Source organism: Pseudomonas sp. ASL7 (genome assembly GCF_056680375.1).
Genome location: NZ_CM155279.1, coordinates 3,874,843 through 3,899,239 on the forward strand (window position 1 = coordinate 3,874,843; position 24,397 = coordinate 3,899,239).

Genomic DNA, 24,397 nt, shown 5'->3' on the forward strand with positions numbered 1-24,397 from the left:
GCATCAATGCTGAATACACACCGCCATCGCGAGCAGGCTCGCTCCTACACTCGACCTGCTTCAGTTTCCACAACTCGATTCGACCTGGGGGAAATACTCATGCACGCCATCATGCTCAAGGCCAAGCTGCATCGCGCCGAAGTCACCCACGCTGTACTTGATTACGAAGGTTCTTGTGCCATCGACGGCGACTGGCTGGACCTGTCCGGCATCCGTGAATACGAACAAATCCAGATCTACAACGTCGACAACGGCGAACGCTTCACCACCTATGCCATTCGTGGCGAAGCAGGCTCGCGGATGATTTCGGTCAATGGTGCAGCCGCGCACAAGGCCAAGGTCGGCGATCGTGTGATCATCTGCGCTTACGCTCACTACAGCGAAGCCGAGCTGCTCAACTTCAAGCCTCGCATGCTCTATATGGCACCGGGTAACGAGTTGAGCCACACCAGCAATGCCATCCCGGTGCAGGTCGCCTGATCTGCACCTGCACCGTTTGTCGGACCGTTCCCTGCTTTATGTATAAAAAAGTACCGGGAACGGGTCAGACAAAGCCAAGACAGATTGCAGTGCGAGGTTTACTGTATTCGCCCTGTGTCATCAAATCGTGTCGACGCAGTTAACCGGACGCCCACCCGCAGCGCTCCGGGATTTTTCGTGTTCAAAAGGCCGTTCAAGTAAAAAGGAAACCCGCAGCGATGGCGTATTACCGCACCCCTCACGATGTGACCGCTCTGCCCGCCTGGCAAGCGTTGAATGACCACCGCCAAGCCATGCAGGATTTCAGCATGCGTGAAGCGTTCAATGCCGATCCGCAGCGCTTTACTCAATTCACTCTCAGCAGTTGCGGCTTGTTCCTCGATTATTCGAAAAACCTGATCAACGCCGAGACCCGCAACTTGCTGGTGGGCCTGGCCAACGAAGTCGACCTCGCGGGCGCGATCAAATCGCTGTTCGAAGGCGAAATCGTCAATTCGTCAGAAGGACGCCCGGCCCTGCACACCGCCCTGCGCCGCCCTGTCGGCGACAAGCTGTCGGTCAACGGCGTCAACGTGATGCCGGAAGTACACAAAGTACTGAACCAGATCACCGACCTTGTAGGCCGAATCCACGATGGCCTGTGGCGTGGTTACAGCGAGAAGCCGATCACTGACGTGGTGAACATCGGCATCGGTGGTTCATTCCTCGGCCCCGAACTGGTCTCCGAAGCACTGCTGTCCTATGCCCAGAAAGGCGTGCGCTGCCATTACCTGGCGAACATCGACGGCAGTGAGTTCCACGAACTGACCATGAAGCTGCGCGCCGAGACCACGCTGTTCATCGTCTCGTCGAAGTCCTTCAATACCCTCGAAACCCTGAAGAATGCCCAGGCCGCTCGTGCCTGGTACCTGGCTCAGGGCGGTTCCGAGGCCGAGCTGTATCGCCACTTCATCGCGGTGTCGAGCAACAATGCTGCGGCCGTGGCCTTTGGTATCCGCGAAGAAAACATCTTCCCGATGTGGGACTGGGTCGGCGGGCGTTACTCGCTGTGGTCGGCCATCGGCCTGCCCATCGCCCTGGCCATCGGCATGTCGAACTTCAAGGAGCTGCTGTCCGGCGCCTACACCATGGACCAGCATTTCCAGAGCGCGCCGTTCGAGCAGAACATGCCGGTGCTGCTGGCCTTGCTCGGCGTCTGGTACGGTAACTTCTGGGGCGCGCAGAGCCACGCGATCCTGCCGTACGACCACTACCTGCGCAACATCACCAAGCACTTGCAACAGCTGGACATGGAGTCCAACGGCAAGAGCGTGCGTCAGGACGGCACGCAGGTTTCCACTGAGACCGGCCCTGTGATCTGGGGCGGCGTGGGTTGCAACGGTCAGCACGCGTATCACCAATTGCTGCACCAGGGCACTCAACTGATCCCGGCCGACTTTATCGTGCCGATTGTCAGCTTCAACCCGGTGTCCGACCACCACCAGTGGCTGTACGCCAACTGCCTGTCCCAAAGCCAGGCGCTGATGCTCGGCAAGACCCGCGCCGAGGCCGAAGCCGAGCTGCGCGACAAGGGCATGAGCGAAGAAGACGTACAGAAACTTGCGCCGCACAAGGTGATCCCGGGCAACCGTCCGAGCAACACCCTGGTGGTCGAGCGCATCAGCCCGCGTCGTCTCGGTGCACTGGTGGCGATGTACGAACATAAAGTCTTCGTGCAAAGCGTGATCTGGGGCATCAATGCCTTCGACCAGTGGGGCGTGGAGTTGGGTAAAGAGCTGGGCAAAGGCGTCTACAACCGCCTGGTCGGCAGCGAAGAAACCCCGGCGGAAGATGCATCCACCCAGGGCCTGATCAACTACTTCCGCGGCCGTCACCGCGGTTAAGTCACTCCGGACCCGATCCCTGTGGGAGCGAGCTTGCTCGCGATGGCGGTTTGTCCTTCAACATTGCTGTTGACTGATACGACGCTATCGCGAGCAAGTCGAATCGTCGCTCCCACATTGGTTCTATGTACACCTTGAACTCAATATTCGCAGGGCGCATCTTTATCCTTGTCGCAAAACCAAGCATAAGGAACCGTCATGTTCGATATCAGCACGTTCCCCAAAGCCGATGCCGTCCGCCGGGCTGCACACTTGAGTCAAGACGACTACCAGCGCCTGTACCGTCAATCCGTCGAGCATCCCAGCACTTTCTGGGCCGAACAGGCGACCCGCTTCCTCGACTGGAGCACGCCGTGGACTACCGTCCAGCGCTATAACCTGAAAACCGGTGAAGCGAGCTGGTTCGCCGGCGGAAAATTGAACGTCAGTTACAACTGCATTGACCGTCACCTGGAACAACGCGGCGATCAAGTCGCCATCATCTGGGAAGGCGACAACCCGGTCGAATCCACCCAAATCACTTACAAAAAACTCCATCACAATGTTTGTCGCCTGGCCAACGTACTCAAAAGCCGTGGCGTGAAAAAAGGTGACCGGGTGTGCATCTACATGCCGATGATCCCCGAAGCCGCCTACGCCATGCTCGCCTGCACACGCATTGGTGCCGTGCATTCGGTCGTGTTTGGCGGTTTTTCCCCGGATTCTCTGCGCGACCGGATCCTCGACGCCGACTGCCGCACCGTAATCACCGCCGATGAAGGCGTGCGCGGCGCAAGATTCGTGTCGCTCAAACAGAACGTCGACAAGGCGCTGCAAAGTTGCCCGGGCGTGAGCACCGTGATCGTGGTCGAACGCACCCAAGGCGAGATTAATTGGGTCGAAGGCCGGGACCTCTGGTATCACCAGGCACTGCGCGACGTCAGTGACGATTGCCCGCCCGAACCGATGGACGCCGAAGATCCGCTGTTCATCCTCTATACCTCAGGCAGCACTGGCAAACCCAAAGGCGTGCTGCACACCACGGGCGGCTATCTGCTGCAAGCGGCGATGACCTTCAAATACGTGCTCGACTACCGCGACGGCGAAGTGTTCTGGTGCACCGCCGACGTCGGCTGGGTCACCGGCCACAGTTACATCGTCTATGGCCCGCTGGCCAATGGCGCGACCACACTGATCTTCGAAGGCGTGCCGAGCTACCCGACCAGTTCGCGCTTCTGGCAAGTGATCGACAAGCACCATGTGAACATTTTCTACACCGCCCCCACCGCTCTGCGTGCCCTGATGCGTGAGGGCGCCGAACCGTTGAAGGAAACCTCTCGCGAGAGCCTCAGGTTGCTCGGCAGTGTCGGTGAGCCCATCAACCCTGAAGCGTGGGATTGGTACTTCAACGTGGTCGGGGAACAGCGATGCCCCATCGTCGACACCTGGTGGCAGACCGAAACCGGCGGCATCATGCTCAGCCCTTTGGTCAGCGCCACAAGGATCAAACCCGGCTGCGCCACCCAGCCGATGTTCGGTGTGCAACCGGTGCTGCTCGACGAGACGGGCAAGGAAATCAAGGGCGCCGGCAGTGGCGTGCTGGCGATAAAATCCAGTTGGCCGGCACAGATCCGTAGTGTCTACGGCGACCCGCAACGGATGATCGACACCTACTTCAAGCCCTACCCCGGCTATTATTTCACCGGTGATGGTGCGCGGCGCGACGAGGATGGTGATTACTGGATCACCGGGCGCATCGATGACGTGATCAACGTCTCCGGGCATCGCATCGGCACCGCCGAAGTGGAAAGCGCCCTGGTGCTCCACGACAGCATCGCCGAGGCCGCTGTGGTCGGTTACCCTCATGACATCAAAGGCCAGGGCATCTACGCCTTCGTCACCCCCATGAACGGCACCGAGCCTGACGACGAATTGAAGAAAGAACTGCTGGCACACGTCAGTAAGGAAATCGGCAGCTTCGCCAAGCCGGACCTGATCCAGTGGGCACCAGCCTTGCCGAAAACCCGTTCGGGCAAGATCATGCGGCGGATTCTGCGCAAGATCGCCTGCAATGAACTGGATAGCTTGGGCGACACCTCGACCCTGGCTGATCCGAGCGTGGTTCAGGGGCTGATCGAAAAACGCCTTAACCAGTAACGTACCGCTGTCTGTAGGAGCAAGCTCGCTCCGGGCGGCGTTCCGACGATGAACTCGGGCGCGCCGCGTATATTCAGGAAACATGCGTTATCGTTAACGCCCATCGCGAGCGAGCTCGCTCCTACAGAGTTGCCATGGAATTTATCCGCACCCGCATCGAAACCCAAATCATGAGCCTGACCGGCCTGTCCCTGGGCAAGCTTGACCTGGAAAACCCCAAGGGCGATCCCGGCCTGTTCGGGCCGGATTCGGTAAGCTGGCAAGTCCACGGCGACTTCAGCAGCATGCTCATCGGCGGCATCAGTGCCCTGATGCTGCAAGCGTTGCACCCACTGGCCCTGGCCGGTGTCTGGGACCATTCGAATTTTCGCGAGGACATGCTCGGCCGGTTGCGCCGCACCGGGCAGTTCATCTCCGGCACAACATTCGGCTCGCGCAAAGATGCCGACTGGCTGATCGAGAAAGTCCGCACCATCCACCTGCAAGTGACCGGCACGGCACCTGATGGCCGGTCCTATGCCGCCAGCGATCCCGAACTGTTGACCTGGGTGCACGTCGCTGAGGTCAGCAACTTCCTCGCCGCGCACCTGCGTTACCGGAATCCGCAGCTGTCGCCGGCCGATCAGGACCGCTACTACGGTGAAATCGCGCTGGTCGCCGAACGTCTCGGCGCTCGCGAAGTGCCTCGCTCACGACAGGAAATATCCGACTACCTTGAGCGCCTTCGTCCACAGTTACTGTGCGACGAACGCAGTCGGGAGGTGTTGCGCCTGTTGTTGAATGCACCGTCCCCCAGCCGTCTGGCCAAGCCATTTGGCGGGTTGATGATGAAGGCCGGAATCGACCTGTTGCCGGACTGGGCCAGTGACATGCTCGGCATCAACCAGAGCCCGCTGCAACGCAAGCTGATCCGCGCCAGCGTTAACCGCAGCGCGCCGATGCTGCGCTGGGCCGTGCGTAACGGTTCGGTGCATCGGGCGAAGCGGCGGATGGGGTTGCTGACCTGAAAAAAGCTTAAGAGCTTCGCGAGCAGGCTCGCTCCCACAAAGTCAGTGCAATACTGTGGGAGCGAGCCTGCTCGCGATAGCAGCACCTCGGTTTAGTGCCAAGCTGTTAAACTCCCGCGCCAAATTCCCTCCTGCAAGGCGCCCAGCATGTCTTCCTTGAATCAGGCGCTGCGCGCCGCCCTTGAACATCGCCAGGACCTGCTTGCCGAACTGCATCAGCAAGGCACCGATTGCTATCGCCTGTTTCATGGCAGCCAGGAAGGCGCCGGTGGCCTGACCATCGACCGCTACGGCCCGCAGCTGCTGGTACAAAGCTTTCACCAGTCCCTGGAGCGTGATGAGCTGCTGCAATTGCACGAGGCAATAAATCAGCATCTGAGCCTCGACACCCTGCTGGTGTACAACGACCGTTCCCGGGGCAACTCACGCATCGACCGCGAAGACACCGTCTACCGCGCTGACGAAGCCGCCCTGCAAGACCTGATCGGTCACGAGTGGGGCCTGAATTACCGGGTTCGCGGCCGCCACCCTGGCCAGGACCCGCTGCTGTTCCTCGACTTGCGCAATACCCGCGGCTGGGTCAAGGATCACAGCCAGAACAAAAGCGTGCTGAACCTGTTCGCCTACACCTGCGGCGTCGGCCTCAGTGCAGCGGCGGGTGGCGCGCGCGAGGTGTGCAATCTGGACTTCGCCGAGGGCAATCTGGCGGTCGGTCGCGAAAACGGCCTGCTCAACCCGCAGCTGCCGACCATGCAGTTCATCCAGTCCGACTACTTCCCGGCGATCCGCCAGTTGGCCGGCCTGCCCATCAGTCAGCGCCGTGGACAGAAACTGCCGAGCTATCAACGTCTGGACCAACGTCAGTACGACCTGGTGCTGCTGGATCCTCCGGCTTGGGCCAAGAGCGCGTTCGGTACTGTCGACTTGCTGCGCGACTACCAGAGCCTGCTGAAACCGGCCCTGCTGACCACCGCCGACAATGGGGTGCTGATCTGCTGCAACAACCTGGCAAAAGTCAGCATGGACGACTGGCGCGAGCAGGTTTTGCGTTGTGCCGAGAAAGCCGGGCGGCCGGTGCGTGAATGGACCGTGATGAAACCGGGTGCCGACTTCCCGTCCATGGACCAGCAGCCGCCGCTGAAAACCCTGATCCTGCAACTCTGAAAAACAACCCCAAAATCAGATTAATCCGATAAAGCCGGATCACTTCGGAACCGGATTCGCGTGCCATACTCCAACGCACTCCGATTCAGACAGATGAAGCCGCACATGCCCAAAGGATTGATTCGCGCTATCGGCGCCTTGTTGACTGCTCTGGCCCTCTACAGCCTGCTGGGATTTCTGATTTTGCCGGGCATCGCTTTGCGGGTTGCCAACCAACAACTGGCCAACTACGCCACGGTGCCCGCCCACATCCAGCGGATCGAACTCAATCCGTTCAGCCTTGAAGTGACGCTGTGGGGCCTGATCATCGGCGAGCCGGGCGAGGAGCAGGTCGGCTTCGAACGCCTGTATGCCAACCTGCAAATCGACAGCCTCTGGACCAAGGCCCTGCACCTGTCCGATATCGAACTGGACAAACCCAAGACCGAAGTTCTCTTTGACAAAGAAGGCAAACTCAACCTGCTTGGTTTGTTCAAACTACCCGCCAGCGAGCCGACCCCGGCCGACCCGAACGCCAAACCGTTCCCGCTGCGTGTAGAGCGGATCAATCTGGCGGGAGGCTCAGTGCATTTCAAGGATGAACGCCCCAGCGAACCCATTGAGTTCCTCTACGACAAACTCGATTTTGAACTGAAAAATCTCAGCACCCTGCCCGACGACAGCGCCGACATGACGCTGGTGGCCAACGGCCCGGGAGGAGGACAGCTCGACTGGAGCGGCAACTTCAGCCTGATCCCGATCGCCTCCGAAGGTAAGGTGAAGATCAGCGACGGCAAAATGAAATCCTTTTGGCCCTACGTGCGCGATGCTTTGCCATTAGAGCTCGAAGATGGCGTCATCAGCCTCAGCACCGACTACAAGCTGAGTCTGGACAAGCAAACCGAACTGCTGCTGAGTAACGTCGCCGTGACCGTGGCGCCCTTCGCGATCAAGGCGCCGGATGGTCGACCGCTGGTGAAACTCGAACGACTGGAAGTCAGCGACACCACGGTGGACCTGACCAGGCAGCAAGTGGTGGTCGGTAAAATCCGCAGCAACAGACTGGAAACCTGGGCGGCCCTCGAAGCCGACGGGCAACTCGACTGGCAAAAACTGTTCGCCAGCCAACCGTCCAAACCAGCTGCCAAGGCCAACGCCGAGCCGGTCAAAACCCCGGCGGCGGCCGACTCACCGAAACAGCCCGCGGCACCGAGCAAGCCTTGGCAGGTGTTGCTCAAAGACGTGCAACTGCGCAATTACCAAGTGCACCTGGCTGACCGCAAGGCACAACCCGCAGTCGCGCTGGAAGTGGGCCCGCTGAACCTGGACCTGCAAAATTTCGACAGCCTCAATGGTTCGCCTTTTAACCTCAAGCTCGATACGGGCCTGGGCAAGCAAGGCAAGATCACGGCAGACGGCGTAGTCAATCTCGCCCCGGTCAGCGCCCAGTTAAAAGTGCAGACCAAGGACATCGACCTGCGGATTGCCCAATCCTACATCACCCCTTTCATTCGCCTCGAATTGCGTAGCGGCATGCTTGGCAGTGATCTGGCGGTCGATCTGAAAAGCACCGAGCCGCTGGCGTTCAGCGTCACCGGCCGCGCCCAGGTCGATCAACTGCATACCCTGGACACCCTTAAAGCCCGCGACTTCCTCAAGTGGCAGCAGTTGGTGCTTGAAGGCCTGAACTATCAGCACGGCGACAGCCTGTCGATCGACAAGGTCAACCTGTTCCAGCCGTATGCGCGCTTCATGATCAACGATGACCGCACCACCAACATCAGTGACTTACTGATTCCGCAAGCCCCCGACACTGGCGCCAAGACTGACGCCGCCAAACCGGACGCGAGCAAGGGCAAGCCTCTGGGTATTCATATCGGTGGCATTGCCATCAACGATGGCTCGGCCAATTTCGCCGACTTCAGCCTGACCCCGAACTTTGCCACCGCTATCCAGCAGCTCAATGGCCAGATCGGTACCATCGACAGCCGTCAGGCAAAACCGGCCAGTGTCGATATCAAGGGCAAAGTCGACCGTTATGCACCGGTGACCATCAAAGGCGCCGTCAACCCGTTCGACCCATTGGCCAGCCTCGACATCGCCACCAGTTTCAAACGCGTTGAACTGACCACCCTGACCCCCTATTCCGGCAAGTTCGCCGGTTACCGCATTCGCAAGGGTCGACTCAATCTCGACGTGCATTACCTGATCACCAAGGGCCAGCTCAAGGCCGAAAACAAAGTGGTGATCGAGCAGTTGCAACTGGGTGAGAAAGTCGACAGTCCGGACGCCGTGAGCCTGCCGTTGAAACTGGCGGTCGCGTTGCTCAAGGACAGCGACGGCAAAATCTCCATCGAATTGCCAGTGACCGGTGACCTGAACAACCCGCAGTTCAGCGTTATGCCTATCATCTGGCAGACCCTGCGCAACCTGATCGTAAAAGCCGTCTCGGCGCCCTTCAAAATGATCGGCGGGCTGGTCAGTGGCGGCGGTTCGGAAGATTTGGGCAGCGTGTCGTTCGCCCCAGGCTCAAGCGATCTGAGCAAGGAAGCTGAAGGCGCACTGAACAAACTGTCCAGTGCGCTCAAGGAACGTCCAGCCTTGCGCCTGGAAATTGAAGGTACTGCTTCCGCCAGCAGCGACGGTCCATTGATTGCCGAGCAACGGCTTGAGCGCGAATACCAATACAACTACTACAAAATGCTCCAGCATCGTGGCGACAAGGTGCCCGCGCAGGCGTCCCAGCTGGCAGTGCCGGATAACGAGAAAGGCCCGCTCCTGGAAGGCATTTACCGCACGCGTCTGGAGACTCAGCCGCCCGCCGAATGGAAGAGTTTGGGCAAGGAAGAACGCGTGGCGAAAATGCGCGCAGACGTGATCAAGTTCTGGAGTTCCAGCGACGTTCTCTTACGCCAGCTGGGACAGGACCGCGCTAGCGCCATCAAGGACTATCTGGTGAGCAAAGGTCAGTTGGCCGATGAACGCGTGTACTTCATCGACGCCAACCTTGGCAAAGCTGAAAGTGACGGCCGGGTCGTTACGCCGATGCATTTGGATGCAGAGTGATAATCAGGCAATTGCTTGGCGACCGGTCCAGCGAAGTTCGCAATTAAATGCCGCGCCAATCCATGTAGGAGCGAGCTTGCTCGCGATGGACTAGAACGCGCCGGGTTGATTCAGAAAGCACGTATTATCGTTAGCCTCCATCGCGAGCAAGCTCGCTCCTACATGGATTGGTGTTGCCCAAAATAGAACAGACCCCGACACGAATGCCGGGGCCTGTAATGGCCAGATTCTTATGGCCTTTCGCATGAACTCTCCAGAGGCAGCAGGTGTATGACTTCGCCCACCTGCCGCGCCTTCTCCCGGTCCAGGCGAGAAGCTTGCCTTACTCGGCTTTCAGGCCGTCAGCGGAGACCGCTTTGACGCCTTTGATTTTTTTGGTGATGTTCACTGCGGTGGTTTTCTGTGCTTCAGTGATAGCGACAGTCGACGACAGCGATACAACACCTTTGTTGGTTTCGACTTTGATGTCGGTACCAGGAATGCCTTTTTCGGTGACCAGGTCACTTTTTACTTTGGTGGTAATCCAGGTGTCGGAAGTAGCTTCCGTGGCCTTGGTCATTTCACCTGCGGCCAATGTCATCGGGCCCTGGGTGGTTTGAGTCTGTGCAAATGCAACGTTGGCCATGGTCAGGGTCAACGCGGTTGCAGTAGCGGCAGCGATAGCGAACTTCTTCATACGAGTAACTCCTGTTTTTCCATAAAGTCTGCTGCGTGTCTTGTCAGCAGGGTTACCAGAGATATTGCGAACGCTGTGCCAACGTTGAAACAACCAATAATTATTTAAAATTCAAATACTTACAAAAACAGGTAATTTTCAGAATCATGCAAAATGCATGACTTGGACATTCTCTACATGCAAGTTGCGGGTTTTGTTGCAGGCCTAAGGCCATGAATTGTCGGGACTTTTCTGACGCTTCGCTTTGTTATAAAAAAAACCGCACCTGAGTGCGGTTTTTTGACAAATCATCCGAATATCAAACGCCCTTACAACCTTTAGGCGCGTAATCCTGCGCAACAGTTGTAGTACATACCCAACCCTTCTCTGGATCGCGATTCAAGGTAATTGCCAATCCCAGTACGGGGCTTGGCGCATTTTCGATCTTGCACGCGATAGAGCCGACCCCTGTAGCCGCCACTCCTGTGACGGTAAAGGTGCAATTGCTGGAAGCAGCAGCACCCGCGGGTGCGATGGTACCGACGGTGGGCACAGTGCCCTCATTCATCAGATCTTCATATGGCACTTTCATCGCCGATATTTCGGCCAGTCCCGCCGTTACCTTGGCCCTGGCCTGATATTTGGAATACATCGGCAACGCAAACGTCGCCAGAATCCCGATGATCGCCACCACGATCAACAGTTCGATAAGCGTAAACCCTTTCTGAGTACTCATAGACAAGCTCCATGCATGAGTCGAAATCTCATGATCTGAATGAACCGCAGCACAGCCCATGCCAAGCCGTGCGCCCCCTGCTGACTCGGCGCAAGACTCACTCCGTGCCCTTTGCTACTCCCAGTATCCGCACTATCTGACACTTTTTGTCACCTCGACCCTGCAGGTTTGGCTCAGCGCCTTGACTAGGCTATAAGTCATGAACGGTCTGCGTCCGGTGATCATGGCCGAAGGCAATTCATTGAAAATCGATACCCAGATGCGCAAGGACGGCTTCAAGGACCTGCGTACTTCAGGCCTGCTCAAGGCGCTGCAAGGCATTACCAGCCTTGAAGAAATCAACCGGGTCACCAAGGACTGAACATGGCGGTCAAAGCAGTAAAAATCAGTGTCTATGCCTGGGAAGGCACGGACCGCAAAGGCTCGAAAATGACCGGCGAACTGAGCGGTCAAAACCCGGCGCTGATCAAGGCGCAACTGCGCAAGCAAGGCATAAACCCTGGCAAGGTGCGTAAAAAATCTTCCTCGATTTTCAGCAAGAGCAAACGCATCAAGGCTCAGGACATTGCTCTGTTCACTCGGCAAATGGCGACCATGATGAAAGCCGGCGTGCCGTTGTTGCAGTCGTTCGACATCATCGGTGAAGGCTTCGATAACCCGGCGATGCGCAAACTGGTAGACGAGCTGAAACAGGAAGTCGCGGCGGGTAACAGCTTCGCTGCCGCCCTGCGCAAAAAACCGCAGTATTTCGATGAGCTGTACTGCAACCTGGTGGATGCCGGCGAACAGGCCGGTGCCCTGGATACCCTGCTGGAACGGGTCGCCACCTACAAGGAAAAGAGCGAAAGCCTCAAGGCCAAGATCAAGAAAGCCATGACCTACCCTCTGGCCGTGGTGTTCGTCGCGATCATTGTGACCGCGATTCTGCTGGTCAAGGTGGTGCCGCAGTTCGAGTCGGTGTTCAAAGGGTTTGGCGCCGAACTGCCGGCTTTCACCGTGATGGTCATCGGCCTGTCGCAATTCATGCAAGCCTGGTGGTGGGCGCTGCTCGGCGGACTCATCGCCGGGATCTTTGGCGTGCGGCACGCCTTCAGAACGTCGCAGGCTTTTCGGGACTGGACGGACACCTGGCTGCTGAAACTGCCGTTGATCGGCACGCTGATGTACAAGTCCGCCGTGGCCCGATATGCCCGCACATTGTCGACTACCTTTGCCGCCGGCGTGCCGCTGGTGGAAGCCCTCGAATCGGTGGCCGGAGCGACTGGTAACATCGTGTTCAAGCGTGCCGTGCTGCGAATCAAGCAGGACGTGTCCACCGGCATGCAGCTGAACTTCTCCATGCGCGCCTCCGGCATCTTCCCGAACATGGCGATTCAGATGACCGCCATTGGCGAAGAATCTGGCGCACTGGACGACATGCTCGACAAGGTCGCGAGTTTCTACGAGGCCGAAGTCGATAATATGGTCGATAACCTCACCAGCCTGATGGAGCCGTTCATCATGGTGGTGCTGGGTGTTATCGTCGGGGGCCTGGTCGTTGCGATGTACCTTCCCATCTTTCAACTCGGCTCAGCGATCTGACATGCCCTTGAACGAAATTCTGGCGCTCTATCCACAAGCCTTCGTCGTCATCGCCTTGGTGGCTGGCCTGCTGATTGGCAGCTTCCTCAATGTCGTGATCTGGCGCCTGCCGAAAATGCTCGATCAGGAATGGCGCCAGCAGGCCAATGACATTCTGGGCTTGCCAACGCAAACCCCGCAGCCAACCTATAACCTGGTGCTGCCCCACTCCCAATGCCCGCACTGTGGCCACCGGATACGCGCCTGGGAAAACATTCCCGTCATCAGTTATGTGTTTCTACGTGGACTCTGTTCAAGTTGCACCACCCCCATCAGTACACGTTACCCGTTGACCGAACTGACCTGCGGGCTGCTGTCAGCGTTTATTGCCTGGCACTTCGGCTTCGGATGGCCGGCCTGTATGGCGCTGGTCCTCAGTTGGGGTCTGTTGGCCATGAGCCTGATCGATGCCGAGCATCAACTGCTACCGGATGTCCTGGTGCTGCCGCTGATTTGGCTGGGACTGATCGTCAACAGTTTCGAGCTGTTCGTGCCTCTGCATGAGGCCTTGTGGGGCGCGATTGCCGGCTACATGACGCTCTGGTCGGTGTTCTGGCTGTTCAAGCTGATCACCGGCAAGGACGGCATGGGTTACGGTGATTTCAAGTTGCTGGCGTTGTTCGGCGCCTGGGGTGGCTGGCAGATTTTGCCGCTGACCATCCTCTTGTCGTCCATCGCAGGCGCGGTTATCGGCTTGATTTTGCTGCGCGTTCGCCATACGAAAACCTCAACACCGATCCCGTTCGGTCCCTATCTGGCGATTGCCGGCTGGATTGCCTTGCTCTGGGGTGGTCAAATAACCGACTTCTATTGGCAGTCTGTCGGTTTGAAATGAATACCCCTGTGGAAAAACCCTGGATTCTCGGCCTCACCGGCGGCATCGGCAGCGGCAAAAGCGCCGCGGCGCAGCACTTCATCGACCTGGGTGTGCACGTGGTGGACGCCGATCACGCCGCTCGTTGGGTGGTGGAACCGGGGCGCCCCGCGCTGGTAAAGATCGCCGAACACTTTGGCCCTGGCGTGCTGCAAGCCGACGGGCAACTGGATCGCGCGGCGCTGCGCAAGCTGATCTTCGAGGTGCCGGATGAACGCCGCTGGCTCGAAGCATTACTGCATCCGCTGATCGGCGAGGAAATCAACCAACATCTGGCGCTGGCAAAATCACCTTATGCGATTCTGGTTTCGCCGCTGCTGATCGAATCCGGGCAATACGCCATGACTCAACGGGTCCTGGTGATTGATGCCCCCGAGCAGTTACAGATCGAGCGCACCCTGCAGCGTGACCAGACCAGCGAACAACAGGTTCAGGCGATTCTCAAGGTGCAATCCAGCCGCCAGGATCGTGTGAGCCATGCCGACGATGTCGTGGTCAACGACCGCGACCTCGCCTGGCTGCACAGCGAGGTCGAACGCCTGCATCACTTTTACCTTACTTTGCGTGGAGGCCAGTCATGAGCCAACCCCCTGTCGTCGAATGCCCAACCTGCGGCGCCCCTGTTGAATGGAGCGCCACCAGCACCTACCGGCCCTTCTGTTCGGACCGCTGCAAACTGATCGACCTGGGCGCCTGGGCGTCTGAAGAACACAAGATTCCGGTCAGCCCGGATGCCGAGGATGAACTGTTCAGCGAAGACTTCGACCCGCGCCACTGATCCATGCAGACGTCGACGATTTCAGGCCTGAGATGGATCAAGACTTGGGATCGTCGTCTTTCCACGGTGCCGAAAGGTAGCGCGTGCGGTTGAATGTCTCCAGCCACTCGGGACTGAATACCACCAGTGCGCTGACGATCATGCCGTTGATAAAGGCCTCCGGAAAAATCAGCAGCCACAGATAACCGATAAAGTCTTCCAGCCAGTACGGCATCTCGAAACGCTCGTCGAACCACAGCAACCACAGCGCCAGCAGCAGACACAGCAAGGCCGATAGCGCCGCCGCCAGGAAACCGGAAACGAAGATATACACAAAGGGATTACGCGGTTGCGCTCGCTCCACCAACATCGCGCAACACTCGGTGACCAGCACCGGCAGCAGGATCAACAGTGATCCATTGACGCCCACGGCAGCCAGATCCTGACGGCCGAGCAGCACCAGGCCCGTCTGCGCAACCAGCCCGCCGACAATCGCCAACGGCCAGTCCAGCAGCAAGGTCACCGCCGTCATGCCGATAAAGTGGTACGAGACGCCTGTATCGAAATCACGTCGTACCAGCCACAGGGTGAACAACGCGAACACCGTGCCGAACAGCAAATGCTGACGCCGGCTGTCGGTGAACAGTTCGACCCAAGGTGCGCGCCAGATGGCCCAGACAATCACAGGTACATAAATCAACCAGCCGACCGTTAATGTCTGCGGTAACAGCAGCTCTGCGCCAATCATGGCCCGGCCTTCTCCAGCGCCTCCCGCAATTGCGCGGCCGTAGCGTATTCATGCTGATCCACCAATTGGCCATCCTTGAGCTGCAACCACAGCACTTTATCCACAGCCCCCGGATAGCGTGGCGCCACACGACCATCACGATCAAGCATCACCCGATAGGAATAGGCGCGCATGGTTGGCACCGCGAACATTTTCGCAACCAGCCGCGGCATGCGCTGAATGTCTGCGACAAATACCGCATGGCGCGCTTCCAGATAGCCTTTTGGCTGGCCTTGAAGCGCGGCATCGACCAACTTGGCGCCATCCATGCTGCGCGCCACCAGTAAGGTCTGCGTGTGGCTGTCGAGGCTGTAGGCCTGATCGAACTGATCAAGTAACGTCCAGGGTGCCAATCGCTCACCGACCTCTAGCGCCTGGACCCACAGGGGCAAAAGACTGAGCAGCAACAGCGGCCAATATTTCACGTTCAACTCCTTGTTCAATCGCTTACGCACAGTGGCTATCAGTCTACACCGCCCGTTCTGACTGCCCAGTGACGACCTTTACCGGTAAACGATTTCAGCTTGTCGCAGTTGAACTTGATGAATAAAGTCTGTCGCTCTGTCGGCGAACCCTCATCATCGCTGGATCATGTTCTAGCCGAACCTGCATCGCGTCGATTACCGCCTCATTTTCCCAGCGTTTCACACGGCGCTCCTTACCCGTCGTACATTGCTTTTGCATTGAGCAGGACTGGCAGCCCGAGAAGTAGTAACAATGCAATAACATGCCGTCTTCCATCGACGAATTCCGCTTGGTCAGTAACTGCCCCGCAGGGCATCGATACTCGTCCGACGCAATGAGATAGATGAAATCCTGTTTGCCGAATCTGCCTTCGCCTTTGCTGCCAGATGTCAGGGATTTCAATGATCAGGCGGCCCCGCCCGCTTCCCACTGGCGGTGCTCCCTACGGCGAGCTGGAAATGGCTTCACCGAGGCGTGTTATCGATGGTCAAGCTCACCCGATTGGCCCGGCAGTACAGCTCGGAGCAGTGGACGGGGCGGCCATACTGGTCGTAGGCGGTTTTGCTGATGCGAAACAACGGCTCGCCGAGTTCGCAGCCCAGCCACTTGGCTTCGGCCTTTGTGGCGGTGTACACGTCTATGACCTTGCGGTCGCTGCGCACGTAGGTCTCGTAGTCTTCATGAAGTAGCTGATAGGTGGAGTGCCCAGGCTGGTAACGCTGGTCAAATTCCGGGTAGCGAGCCAAGGGGATGTAGGAATAGTCGATGAACAGGGGCTCGTCTTCCAGGTACATCACCCGCACCAGCTTGAACAGGCGCCCGCCTTGGGGCACGTCGAGCCGGAGCTGGTAGTCGTCCGCCGGTATCAACTCCTGCTTGATCACCGCTTCGCGGGTGTTCTTGCCCTGTGCAATGCCAAAATCGGTGAAGCCACTGACCGTGAGCAGAGCATTTTCTACCTTGCGTCCTTGCACGAAGGTACCTTTGCCCTGCAACCGGGTGAGTACGCCATCTTTCACCAGGTCGGTGATGGCCTTGCGCACAGTGATGCGACTCACGCTATACAGTTCACACAGTTCGGGCTCGGTGGGGATCTGCCCGTCCACCGGGTACACGCCCTGCTCGATTGCCTCTAGTATCCGCTGGCGGACCACCGCATAGAGGCGCTGGGACGAATTGCGCTGCAAGCCGGGCATGGACCATCCTTGTTGAATAACGAACACGGCAGCCAGTATAAGGGCAGCCGCCTGCGCCGCCAGCTTTTCTCCGCCCGGCGTTTAGCCCCAGGCGCCTTGGCACTGCAAGGTCAATGCCGCGCCGAAGGCACCCTGCTCCATGGCCTGTTGAACGCTAAAGCCACGGGCTACCGCGCATAGAAAGCCGGCAATAAACGCGTCGCCAGCGCCCATGGTGTCGACGATGCCCACGGGTATCGCGCACTGGTGATAAAACTGTTGTCCGTCATAGGCAAGGCTGCCGTCGGCGCCGAGGGTGGCGATCACCGTGCCTGCCCCCATGTTCGTCACTTCGCGCAAGCGGCCTCGCAGCTCAGGGGTGTCCTCGCACGCCGAGGCGAAGGCATAATCCAGGCTTGGTGGCAGCTCGCGCCACAGTGGGCTATCCCATTTGTCGGCGAAGTCAAAACTGATGATTTTACCCCGGGCCTTGAGCGCGGACAGGTAAGGCTCCACATGGCCCCAGATGCCCGCGTGTACCATTTCGAACTGCCCAATCCAGGCCAGATCTTCATCGCTCAGATAAAAAGCGCTCATTACCCCTTCCACATAATCCCCGAGCACGCGATCGCTCCCGCGCAACTCCACAAAGGTTCGCGCGGTGCTGCCGGGCTTGCTATGCATGTGGCTTACGTCCACGCCTTTAGCGGCCAACTCACGGCGCAATTGCTGGCCGTAGGCGTCCTCGCCCACCCAACCGATGTAGGCCGGGCTCACTCCATGGCGGGCACTATGCACAGCAACGTTGACCGCGTTACCCCCGCAAAAACCTCGGCCAAGCGCCGGGTATACGTCAATGCAGTTGTCGCCAACAGTAACCAGGCTTTTCATGACTATTCCCCAAAGTGGAAGATTCAGGGCGACCCAGGCCGCCCTGCCACACTCAGTACTCCACTCGGCCGCCGTAATAGCGGCGGTCGTCAGGGTTGTGGTCTTTATAGATAGAGAGGTAGTAACACAGCCACTCCATCGGCACGAACATCAGAAACGGCGCCAGCCAGGGGTGCAGGCCGTGGCTGATCTCGGCGTAGTCCACTACGATCACCGCATCGGTGTATTGCTTCACAAAGCGGATGGCCCGCTCGGTGGTATGCCGACTCTCATCGGTGCCAAGCAAAAACAGAAACGGCACGCCTGGCTCTACCACTTCCAGCGGGCCGTGACGGAACTCGCCGCTTTCGAACACGCTGCCGTGGGTCCAGGTGAATTCCATCAGGGTGACAATGCCTTCTTTGTAAGCCAACGGCCGCAGGGGGCCAGCGGCCACGGTGTAGATCATCGGCCAAGCCGAGGCGCGCTCGCCCAGCGCCCGGCCTTTTTCTTCCCAGCCACGTACCAGCTCGCCCAATGCGGTAGGCAGTTGCTCAAGCTCTCGGGCGATTCGGGCTACATCCGGGTGCGGGACGGGCTCCAGCCGCCTAATCATTTCCAGCGCCACGGTGTAGCACAGCAGGAGGTGAATCTCCCAGATGCAATCCGCCTCGTAGGCCACTACATGCTCAGCCACTTCCACAATGGGGCTGTCCGCCCGTTTGGTGAAAGCGGCGGTCAAGGCCCCGCGCTCGCCGGCTAGGCGCAAGGCCTGGATTACCTCTTCGGTCTTGCCATAGTCGGACACGCCGATCACCGCGCAGCGCTCATCCAGCCGATGGGGCGTGTTGTCGCAGAACTCCCACCCCGAATAGGCCATGCACTGCAAACCAGAGTAACGGTCCACCAGATGCTTCGCGGTTTGCGCGGCGTTCAGCGGCGAGCCACAGGCCACGAAGTAGAAGCGGTCCACACCACGGGCGAGCATCTGCTCGACAATGGCCTTGACCTTAGGTACATCCACTGCCAGCACTTTCTGGACTTCCTGAACCATGTTCTCGGTTACCAGAAAATCCACCGTGCTTTTATCGATATCCAGCATGTTGTTGTCTCCAGGGGGAATCAGGTCGGTTGTGCTTCCAGGGCGGCAAGGCGCTTGTTGCGTCGTTCCCAGTAGGCGTAGGCAGGCAGGCCTGTAGCGATCACGACAAGCGCGCACACCAGGCCCGGGACGGGTGCCCACACAAATGTGGACGCCACCAGGATCAGGCTCGACGCTAAGGCCAGGAAGGTCATCAGGCCGAAGGCCGGGGTTCGCCACAGGGGGTTGTAGTCGGGCTGGCGACGGCACCAGATGATGGAGCCAAAGGTGAGGGTGTTCTTGAAACACATAACCAGGGTGAAGTAGCCCAGCAAGGCGGTGAGGTCAGAGGCGTAGATGAACACGATACCCAGCGCGCACTGCAGGACGATGGAGTAATCCGGCGTTCGGAAGCGCGGGTGTACATGGGCGAAGCATTTGAAGAAGAGGTTGTCCTTGGCCATGGCGTACTGCAGTCTCGGCTGGTACATCACGCAGCTGGACAGCGAGCCGAGGATCACGATGATTGCCGTGACCGCTACGAATATCCCCGCTACGCCGCCCAAGGCCGGCAGGTAGGTAAGCGCATCGGAAATAGGCGTTTCGGACCCCTGCAGTCGATCGAAGGGCATCATCCCTGTGATAACCAGCGCCAGCAGCGAGTAGAGCACCAGCACCAGCAGGCAAGAGCCAATCAACGCTCGGGGCATGATTTTGCCTGGCTGTTTGATTTCGCCGGTCATGTAGCAGATAGACGCCATCCCGGTGTAGGACCAACTGGTAGCAGAGATGCCGGCCAGTAGCGCCATCAGGCCTGCGCCCATACCCAGGCTGGGCTGAGAAACCGCGGTTGCGGTGAGGTTTGCGCCTTGGATATAGAAAATACCCAGGCCAATGACCAGGGTGAAGGGGATGATCTTGGCCGCGGTGATCAGCGTTTGGAAGGTTGCCCCGCCCTCTACGGAGCGCAGGTGCAACAGCATGAAGCAGAGGATGAGTACAGTGGCAAGCACCTTCCCGAACAACGGGCTCACGGGCAGGATGAAGTTCAGGTTACTCACGATGGCCAGGGCCATGATGGACAGCGAGGGTGCGTCATTGGCCCAGAAGCTGGTCCAACCTGATAGAAAGGCCAAGGGCCGACTGCCCGCCTTTTTCAGGTAGATGTAATCCGCGCCGTTCTCCGGGTACGCCGTGGAGAGCTCGGCGTACACGCACATCTGCGGGATAACAATCAGCCCGCCGATCACAAAGGCGAGGATGGTCAGCAGCGGCGAGCCTGCGGCCTTGGCCACCTCACCCACCGAGACGAAAATACCCGACCCTACAGTGGTGCCCACAGCGATGGCCAACACCGGCCAGAAACCCAGCTTGCGGGCGAGTTCTTTTGAATGACCTTCTGAAACCAGCATATGCCCACCCGATTGTTCTCGTTATTTGGGGGCCGCCCCAGCGGGCGGCGCTGACTGCGCAACACAATGTATAACTTCGATACGCTTGTCACATTGATATGACGATATATAACGTATTGTTTGTGAATGTAGCAGGCAAGTGCAACATCGCAAGTTTTTTTTGCGTTCGGTCAGGGGGTATTCGATGCGTCTGCAGGTTCGACAGCTGGCGCCAGTGTTTTCAGGTCGGTCTCGCCATCGGCTATCAGCCAAAGCGTGCAACGCCTCGAAGAGCATTTCGGGCTTCGCGCGCACTACCCGTTCGTTGGTTTTGAAGACTGAAGGACGTGACCTTTACGAGCGGGCGCTGAGGATTTTGCGTGAGGCAGAAGACATCGACCAAGCTGCGGTAGCCTCACACGCCGAGCCCTCCGGGACATTGAAAGTCACCGCGCCGTTGCCCATCGGTTTGAACATACGGGCTCCTGCACTACCGAGATTTCGGAAGCGGACAAGGCGTTTTACGGCATTTTAAGCGCGGCAACCTTGTTGGGTGCCCCTCCTCAAATGATCTGACGCCAAGGAGGCATCGAGGTAATTCCCTCCTAAGCCCATCGTGCAGAGCACTCGAAATCGCGACAGACTTTTTTCTTTCACGACAGACTTTATTCATAAAGATCACATTTGAACGCTAAGCTTGGGCCTATGGATGACTCAGATTATTTACGCCTGCTGACCATCGCGGCCGAGCAAGCCAACGCGTTCCTTTCCAATGCCCGCAAATGGGAGCGAGAGCGTTGGGTGTGCCAGCGCCTGCTGCAAGGCCTGAACATCCCCTACCGCACCGATGAATTCGCCCCCGCAGGGGAACCGCCAGACGTGTTGTTTCGCGATGCGAATTTCGAAGTTTTTTTCGTGCTCGACGAAGGCCGGCGTCTCAACGATGAATGGAGGGACGAGTTGCAACGCCGGCGCAGCGCGTTTTCCCTGAGTTCGCTGGTGCGCCGCGAAGCCAAGCCCAAGCGCGTTCCGGCCAATGATTTCTTGCTGAGACTGGCACCGACCTTGCGCAAAAAAGCCCACAACTACAAAGAACGCGGTATGGATCTGGGGGAACTGGACATCATCGCCTTCGCCAGCCTCAAGCGCGAAGTGCTGGACCTCAACAGCCATTTCCCGCCGCCTACCGAATACCTGCGCCAGGGCTGGCGGTCGCTGTCGCTGGTCGGGCCGACGTTTGCTCGTGTTTTATTTGCGCATCCCGACGCGCCGGATTTCCTGCGCAGCAACCTGGGGCGCAGCATCGTGTTCGATGTCGGGATCAGTCTGTGAGTCCGTTGCAAGAACTGATTGGCGAAGTACCGCAACAGGGTCGCGTTCGCTGGATCGGCGTGCGCCCGCAATCTCGCTCACACATGATCGAACTGGACGCCGTGGAGGCGCGCCTTGAAGCCGGCCTGACTGGCGATCACGCGCGTCCCGGCGTGCGTAATGCGCGGCAGGTGACGCTGATGCAATGGGAACACCTGGCCGTGATCAACTCGCTGATGGGGAGGCCGGAGGACAAACCGGTATTACCTGAAGATTTGCGGCGCAACCTCGTCATCAGCGGTATCAATCTGTTTAGCCTCAAGGGCCGTCGTTTCAAAATCGGCCAGGCCATTTTCGAAACCACCGGTTGGTGTCAGCCCTGCGCACGCCTCGAAAACAACCTCGGCCCCGGTACCTTTCAGGCCGTTCGCGGACATGGCGGAATCACGGCGCGAGTGTTACAAAGTGGAATCATTCGCCTGGACGACAGGGTGAGCGTCGAGCCAATCCCCACCAGCGGCTATGCTCCGTTCAGCGTGGAATAACACCTGCTTGTAGCTTCTACACATTTTGCAACGTCTACCCCTGACGAGGCCCGATATGACCAGCCGCCTGAACCCCGATGACCAAAAGCATGTCGAAGAGTACCTGCACCTGTCCCAGCACCGAGTTGAGCGCCGGCCTTTCCGGCCGTGGATGCTCCTGGTGGTGGTGTTGGCAGTGACCATTGGTTTGGGCCTGTTGAGCCGACTTATCAGTTACCTGACGCTATGAGCTGCCTCGCGCTCGCTCGGGTAATTGCACCGATTTCTTTTAGCCTTGCGAGATATCCCCATGACTCATCGTATTGTCATCGTTGGCGGCGGCGCCGGCGGCCTGGAGTTGGCTACCCGTCTGGGTAAGACTCTGGGCAAGCGTGGCACGGCCAGTGTAATGCTGGTCGACGCAAACCTGACTCACATCTGGAAACCGCTGTTACACGAAGTGGCGGCCGGGTCGCTGAACTCTTCCGAAGATGAACTCAACTATGTTGCCCAGGCAAAATGGAATCACTTCCAGTTCCAGCTGGGGCGGATGAGCGGGCTTGATCGCGCCCAGAAAAAAATCCAGCTGGCAGCCACTTACGACGAAGCCGGCGTTGAACTGCTGCCGGCCCGTGAACTCGGCTACGACTCCCTGGTGATCGCCGTCGGCAGTACCACCAACGATTTCGGTACTCAGGGCGCGGCGCAGCACTGCCTGTTCCTCGACACCCGCAAACAGGCTGAGCGCTTTCACCAGCAATTGCTCAACCACTATCTGCGCGCCCATGCCGGACAAACCGACAAGGTCGAGCAGATCAGCGTCGCCATTGTCGGCGCGGGTGCCACAGGCGTCGAACTGGCGGCGGAACTGCACAACGCCGCCCATGAACTGGCGGCCTATGGCCTGGACCGGATCAAACCGGAAAACATGCACATCACCCTGATCGAAGCCGGGCCACGGGTGCTGCCAGCCCTGCCGGAACGCATCGGCGGGCCGGTGCATAAAACCCTGGAGAAACTCGGGGTCAACGTCATGACTAATGCCGCCGTCAGTGAAGTGACGACCGACAGCCTGATCACCGCCGATGGCAAAGTAATCAATGCCAGCCTGAAAGTCTGGGCGGCGGGGATTCGGGCGCCGGGTTTCCTCAAGGACATCGATGGCCTGGAAACCAACCGCATCAACCAGCTGCAAGTGTTGCCGACCCTGCAAACCACCCGCGACGAGAACATCTTCGCCTTCGGTGACTGCGCGGCCTGCCCGCAACCGGGCACCGATCGCAATGTGCCGCCACGTGCCCAGGCCGCTCATCAGCAAGCATCGTTGCTGGCCAAATCACTGAAGCTGAAGATCGAAGGCAAGGCGTTGCCGGAGTACAAGTACACCGACTACGGCTCGCTGATTTCGCTGTCGCGCTTTTCAGCTGTGGGTAACTTGATGGGCAACCTGACCGGCAGCGTAATGCTCGAAGGCTGGCTGGCGCGGATGTTTTACGTGTCGCTGTACCGCATGCACCAGATGGCGTTGTATGGCGCGTTTCGTACGGCGATGTTGATGCTCGGCAGCAAGATCGGACGCGGGACTGAGCCACGGCTCAAGCTGCACTAAGGCAAATCTTCTGTGGGAGCGAGCCTGCTCGCGAAGGCGGTGTAACAGTCAACATTGATGTTGAATGTGATGACCTCTTCGCGAGCAGGCTCGCTCCCACAATTTTTTGTTCCTCAACTTGAAGATCTGTGTCTCTGTGTATCCATCCCGGCGATTACGCTCCTTCGCTTACAAACTCCCCCCTTGCGCGACACAGTAGCGATACACCCCGCCCGCTTCGGCTGACGGCGCATTTTCGTGGCGCCCACTATTGAGCGGTTGTGTTGTGCGACCCAGGAGCATGTAAATGTCCCGTGCCACTGCTCTCACCAAGAACACCATTGGCCTGCTCGGCGCCGTCCTGGCAGGCGGCATGACGTTGTCCGGCTCTGTGTTCGCCTCGCAGCCTCTGACTCAGGGCTACCTCCTGGCATCGGCTGAACAGGTCGTGAAAACCCCTGAAGGCAAATGCGGCGAAGGTAAGTGTGGCGATGCGTCGATGGCAAAAACCGACACCGATGGCGACGGCAAAGTATCCCGAGCCGAATTTATGAAAGTCGCGCCGAACGGCGATTTCGACAAGATCGACACCAGCCCCGCCCCTCCATCGAGCAGCGGGGCTTTTTTTCGCCTGACGGATTTGAACCCGCAAGCACTGAACCCTGCCCTCATTTTTCGAAGACAAAAAAAATCCCCGTATCTTTCGATACGAGGATTTTTAATATGGTCGGGGTAAGGGGATTCGAACTCCTGACATCCTGCTCCCAAAGCAGGCGCGCTACCGGACTGCGCTATACCCCGGTAAAAAAAAGGCGACCTTTACAAGTCGCCTTCTTCGATCAGCGCTT

At 58.6% G+C, this 24,397-nt stretch carries 23 protein-coding genes, 1 tRNA gene and 2 pseudogenes; 16 read left to right on the forward strand and 10 right to left on the reverse strand.

The window, feature by feature from the left end; genetic code table 11:
- Positions 1-99: 99 nt before the first annotated feature.
- From panD to AC1MDT_RS17910, 6 genes are all read left to right on the forward strand, one after another.
- Complete coding sequence (gene panD / locus AC1MDT_RS17885; protein ID WP_253432033.1) at positions 100-480, forward strand: aspartate 1-decarboxylase; 381 nt, start codon at positions 100-102, stop codon at positions 478-480.
- 218 nt (positions 481-698) lie between these two features.
- Positions 699-2,363: a glucose-6-phosphate isomerase gene (gene pgi, locus AC1MDT_RS17890; protein ID WP_480418328.1), complete on the forward strand. Its 1,665-nt coding sequence runs from the start codon at positions 699-701 to the stop codon at positions 2,361-2,363.
- 198 nt (positions 2,364-2,561) lie between these two features.
- The gene (gene acs, locus AC1MDT_RS17895; RefSeq protein WP_480418329.1) at positions 2,562-4,499 is read left to right on the forward strand and encodes an acetate--CoA ligase; all 1,938 of its coding nucleotides are present in this window, start codon (positions 2,562-2,564) and stop codon (positions 4,497-4,499) included.
- Between the two features lie 134 nt (positions 4,500-4,633).
- Positions 4,634-5,506 carry an oxygenase MpaB family protein gene (locus tag AC1MDT_RS17900; RefSeq protein WP_480418330.1) on the forward strand — a complete coding sequence of 291 codons (873 nt, stop codon included), beginning with the start codon at positions 4,634-4,636 and terminating at the stop codon, positions 5,504-5,506.
- A gap of 147 nt (positions 5,507-5,653) precedes the next feature.
- Entirely contained in the window at positions 5,654-6,670 is a 1,017-nt protein-coding gene (locus AC1MDT_RS17905; RefSeq protein WP_480418331.1) for a class I SAM-dependent rRNA methyltransferase, read from the forward strand.
- A gap of 93 nt (positions 6,671-6,763) precedes the next feature.
- The gene (locus AC1MDT_RS17910) at positions 6,764-9,715 is read left to right on the forward strand and encodes a DUF748 domain-containing protein (protein ID WP_480418332.1); all 2,952 of its coding nucleotides are present in this window, start codon (positions 6,764-6,766) and stop codon (positions 9,713-9,715) included.
- 322 nt (positions 9,716-10,037) lie between these two features.
- Here the strand turns inward: AC1MDT_RS17910 and AC1MDT_RS17915 are convergent, their stop codons facing one another.
- Both AC1MDT_RS17915 and AC1MDT_RS17920 read right to left on the reverse strand, forming a co-directional pair.
- Positions 10,038-10,391 carry a BON domain-containing protein gene (locus AC1MDT_RS17915; protein ID WP_480418333.1) on the reverse strand — a complete coding sequence of 118 codons (354 nt, stop codon included), beginning with the start codon at positions 10,389-10,391 and terminating at the stop codon, positions 10,038-10,040.
- Between the two features lie 298 nt (positions 10,392-10,689).
- Positions 10,690-11,106 carry a pilin gene (locus tag AC1MDT_RS17920; RefSeq protein ID WP_480418334.1) on the reverse strand — a complete coding sequence of 139 codons (417 nt, stop codon included), beginning with the start codon at positions 11,104-11,106 and terminating at the stop codon, positions 10,690-10,692.
- Between the two features lie 208 nt (positions 11,107-11,314).
- On the opposite strand from AC1MDT_RS17920, the pseudogene AC1MDT_RS17925 reads away from it, so the two are divergent.
- The 5 genes and pseudogenes from AC1MDT_RS17925 to yacG form a co-directional block, all read left to right on the forward strand.
- Positions 11,315-11,467: pseudogene (locus AC1MDT_RS17925) on the forward strand (hypothetical protein); the annotation flags it as partial.
- 2 nt (positions 11,468-11,469) lie between these two features.
- Positions 11,470-12,687 (forward strand): type II secretion system F family protein, encoded by a 1,218-nt coding sequence (locus AC1MDT_RS17930; RefSeq protein WP_480418335.1) that lies wholly within the window; start codon positions 11,470-11,472, stop codon positions 12,685-12,687.
- Between the two features lies 1 nt (position 12,688).
- Positions 12,689-13,561 (forward strand): prepilin peptidase, encoded by an 873-nt coding sequence (locus AC1MDT_RS17935; protein ID WP_480418336.1) that lies wholly within the window; start codon positions 12,689-12,691, stop codon positions 13,559-13,561.
- Positions 13,558-14,181, forward strand: a complete 624-nt coding sequence (coaE, locus tag AC1MDT_RS17940) for a dephospho-CoA kinase (RefSeq protein ID WP_480418337.1) — start codon at positions 13,558-13,560, stop codon at positions 14,179-14,181. The genes AC1MDT_RS17935 and coaE overlap by 4 nt, the downstream gene beginning before the upstream one ends.
- Positions 14,178-14,378: a DNA gyrase inhibitor YacG gene (yacG, locus tag AC1MDT_RS17945; RefSeq protein WP_201116331.1), complete on the forward strand. Its 201-nt coding sequence runs from the start codon at positions 14,178-14,180 to the stop codon at positions 14,376-14,378. Before coaE ends, yacG begins: the two co-directional genes overlap by 4 nt.
- A gap of 37 nt (positions 14,379-14,415) precedes the next feature.
- On the opposite strand, the gene AC1MDT_RS17950 is transcribed toward yacG, so the two are convergent.
- From AC1MDT_RS17950 to frlA, 7 genes and pseudogenes are all read right to left on the reverse strand, one after another.
- Positions 14,416-15,105: an energy-coupling factor ABC transporter permease gene (locus AC1MDT_RS17950; protein WP_480418338.1), complete on the reverse strand. Its 690-nt coding sequence runs from the start codon at positions 15,103-15,105 to the stop codon at positions 14,416-14,418.
- Positions 15,102-15,569: an FAD/FMN-containing dehydrogenase gene (locus tag AC1MDT_RS17955; protein WP_480418339.1), complete on the reverse strand. Its 468-nt coding sequence runs from the start codon at positions 15,567-15,569 to the stop codon at positions 15,102-15,104. The genes AC1MDT_RS17950 and AC1MDT_RS17955 overlap by 4 nt, the downstream gene beginning before the upstream one ends.
- A 133-nt stretch (positions 15,570-15,702) precedes the next feature.
- Positions 15,703-16,008, reverse strand: a pseudogene (locus AC1MDT_RS17960) (IS5/IS1182 family transposase); the annotation flags it as partial.
- Positions 16,009-16,073: 65 nt separating this feature from the next.
- Positions 16,074-16,805 carry a GntR family transcriptional regulator gene (locus AC1MDT_RS17965; protein ID WP_480418340.1) on the reverse strand — a complete coding sequence of 244 codons (732 nt, stop codon included), beginning with the start codon at positions 16,803-16,805 and terminating at the stop codon, positions 16,074-16,076.
- Between the two features lie 81 nt (positions 16,806-16,886).
- The gene (frlD, locus tag AC1MDT_RS17970; protein ID WP_480418341.1) at positions 16,887-17,675 is read right to left on the reverse strand and encodes a fructoselysine 6-kinase; all 789 of its coding nucleotides are present in this window, start codon (positions 17,673-17,675) and stop codon (positions 16,887-16,889) included.
- Positions 17,676-17,727: 52 nt separating this feature from the next.
- A complete protein-coding gene (gene frlB, locus AC1MDT_RS17975) occupies positions 17,728-18,756 on the reverse strand; it encodes a fructoselysine 6-phosphate deglycase (protein ID WP_480418342.1) in 1,029 nt (342 codons plus the stop codon).
- Positions 18,757-18,776: 20 nt separating this feature from the next.
- Positions 18,777-20,147, reverse strand: coding sequence for a fructoselysine/psicoselysine transporter FrlA (gene frlA, locus AC1MDT_RS17980; protein WP_480418343.1), 1,371 nt, complete (start codon positions 20,145-20,147; stop codon positions 18,777-18,779).
- A gap of 684 nt (positions 20,148-20,831) precedes the next feature.
- Between frlA and AC1MDT_RS17985 the strand changes: the two genes are divergently transcribed.
- The 5 genes from AC1MDT_RS17985 to AC1MDT_RS18005 all read left to right on the forward strand — a co-directional run bounded on the left by AC1MDT_RS17985 (position 20,832) and on the right by AC1MDT_RS18005 (position 24,285).
- Positions 20,832-21,458, forward strand: a complete 627-nt coding sequence (locus AC1MDT_RS17985) for a DUF1780 domain-containing protein (protein WP_480418344.1) — start codon at positions 20,832-20,834, stop codon at positions 21,456-21,458.
- Positions 21,455-21,982 (forward strand): MOSC domain-containing protein, encoded by a 528-nt coding sequence (locus AC1MDT_RS17990; RefSeq protein WP_480418345.1) that lies wholly within the window; start codon positions 21,455-21,457, stop codon positions 21,980-21,982. The genes AC1MDT_RS17985 and AC1MDT_RS17990 overlap by 4 nt, the downstream gene beginning before the upstream one ends.
- Positions 21,983-22,037: 55 nt before the next feature.
- Complete coding sequence (locus tag AC1MDT_RS17995) at positions 22,038-22,211, forward strand: DUF3094 domain-containing protein (protein WP_032830895.1); 174 nt, start codon at positions 22,038-22,040, stop codon at positions 22,209-22,211.
- 60 nt (positions 22,212-22,271) lie between these two features.
- Positions 22,272-23,570: an NAD(P)/FAD-dependent oxidoreductase gene (locus tag AC1MDT_RS18000; protein WP_480418346.1), complete on the forward strand. Its 1,299-nt coding sequence runs from the start codon at positions 22,272-22,274 to the stop codon at positions 23,568-23,570.
- Between the two features lie 286 nt (positions 23,571-23,856).
- Positions 23,857-24,285, forward strand: a complete 429-nt coding sequence (locus tag AC1MDT_RS18005) for an HvfA family oxazolone/thioamide-modified RiPP metallophore (RefSeq protein ID WP_480418347.1) — start codon at positions 23,857-23,859, stop codon at positions 24,283-24,285.
- Here the strand turns inward: AC1MDT_RS18005 and AC1MDT_RS18010 are convergent.
- Positions 24,274-24,350 (reverse strand) — tRNA-Pro (locus AC1MDT_RS18010). The two genes, AC1MDT_RS18005 and AC1MDT_RS18010, sit on opposite strands and share 12 nt — an antisense overlap.
- Positions 24,351-24,397: the final 47 nt, after the last annotated feature.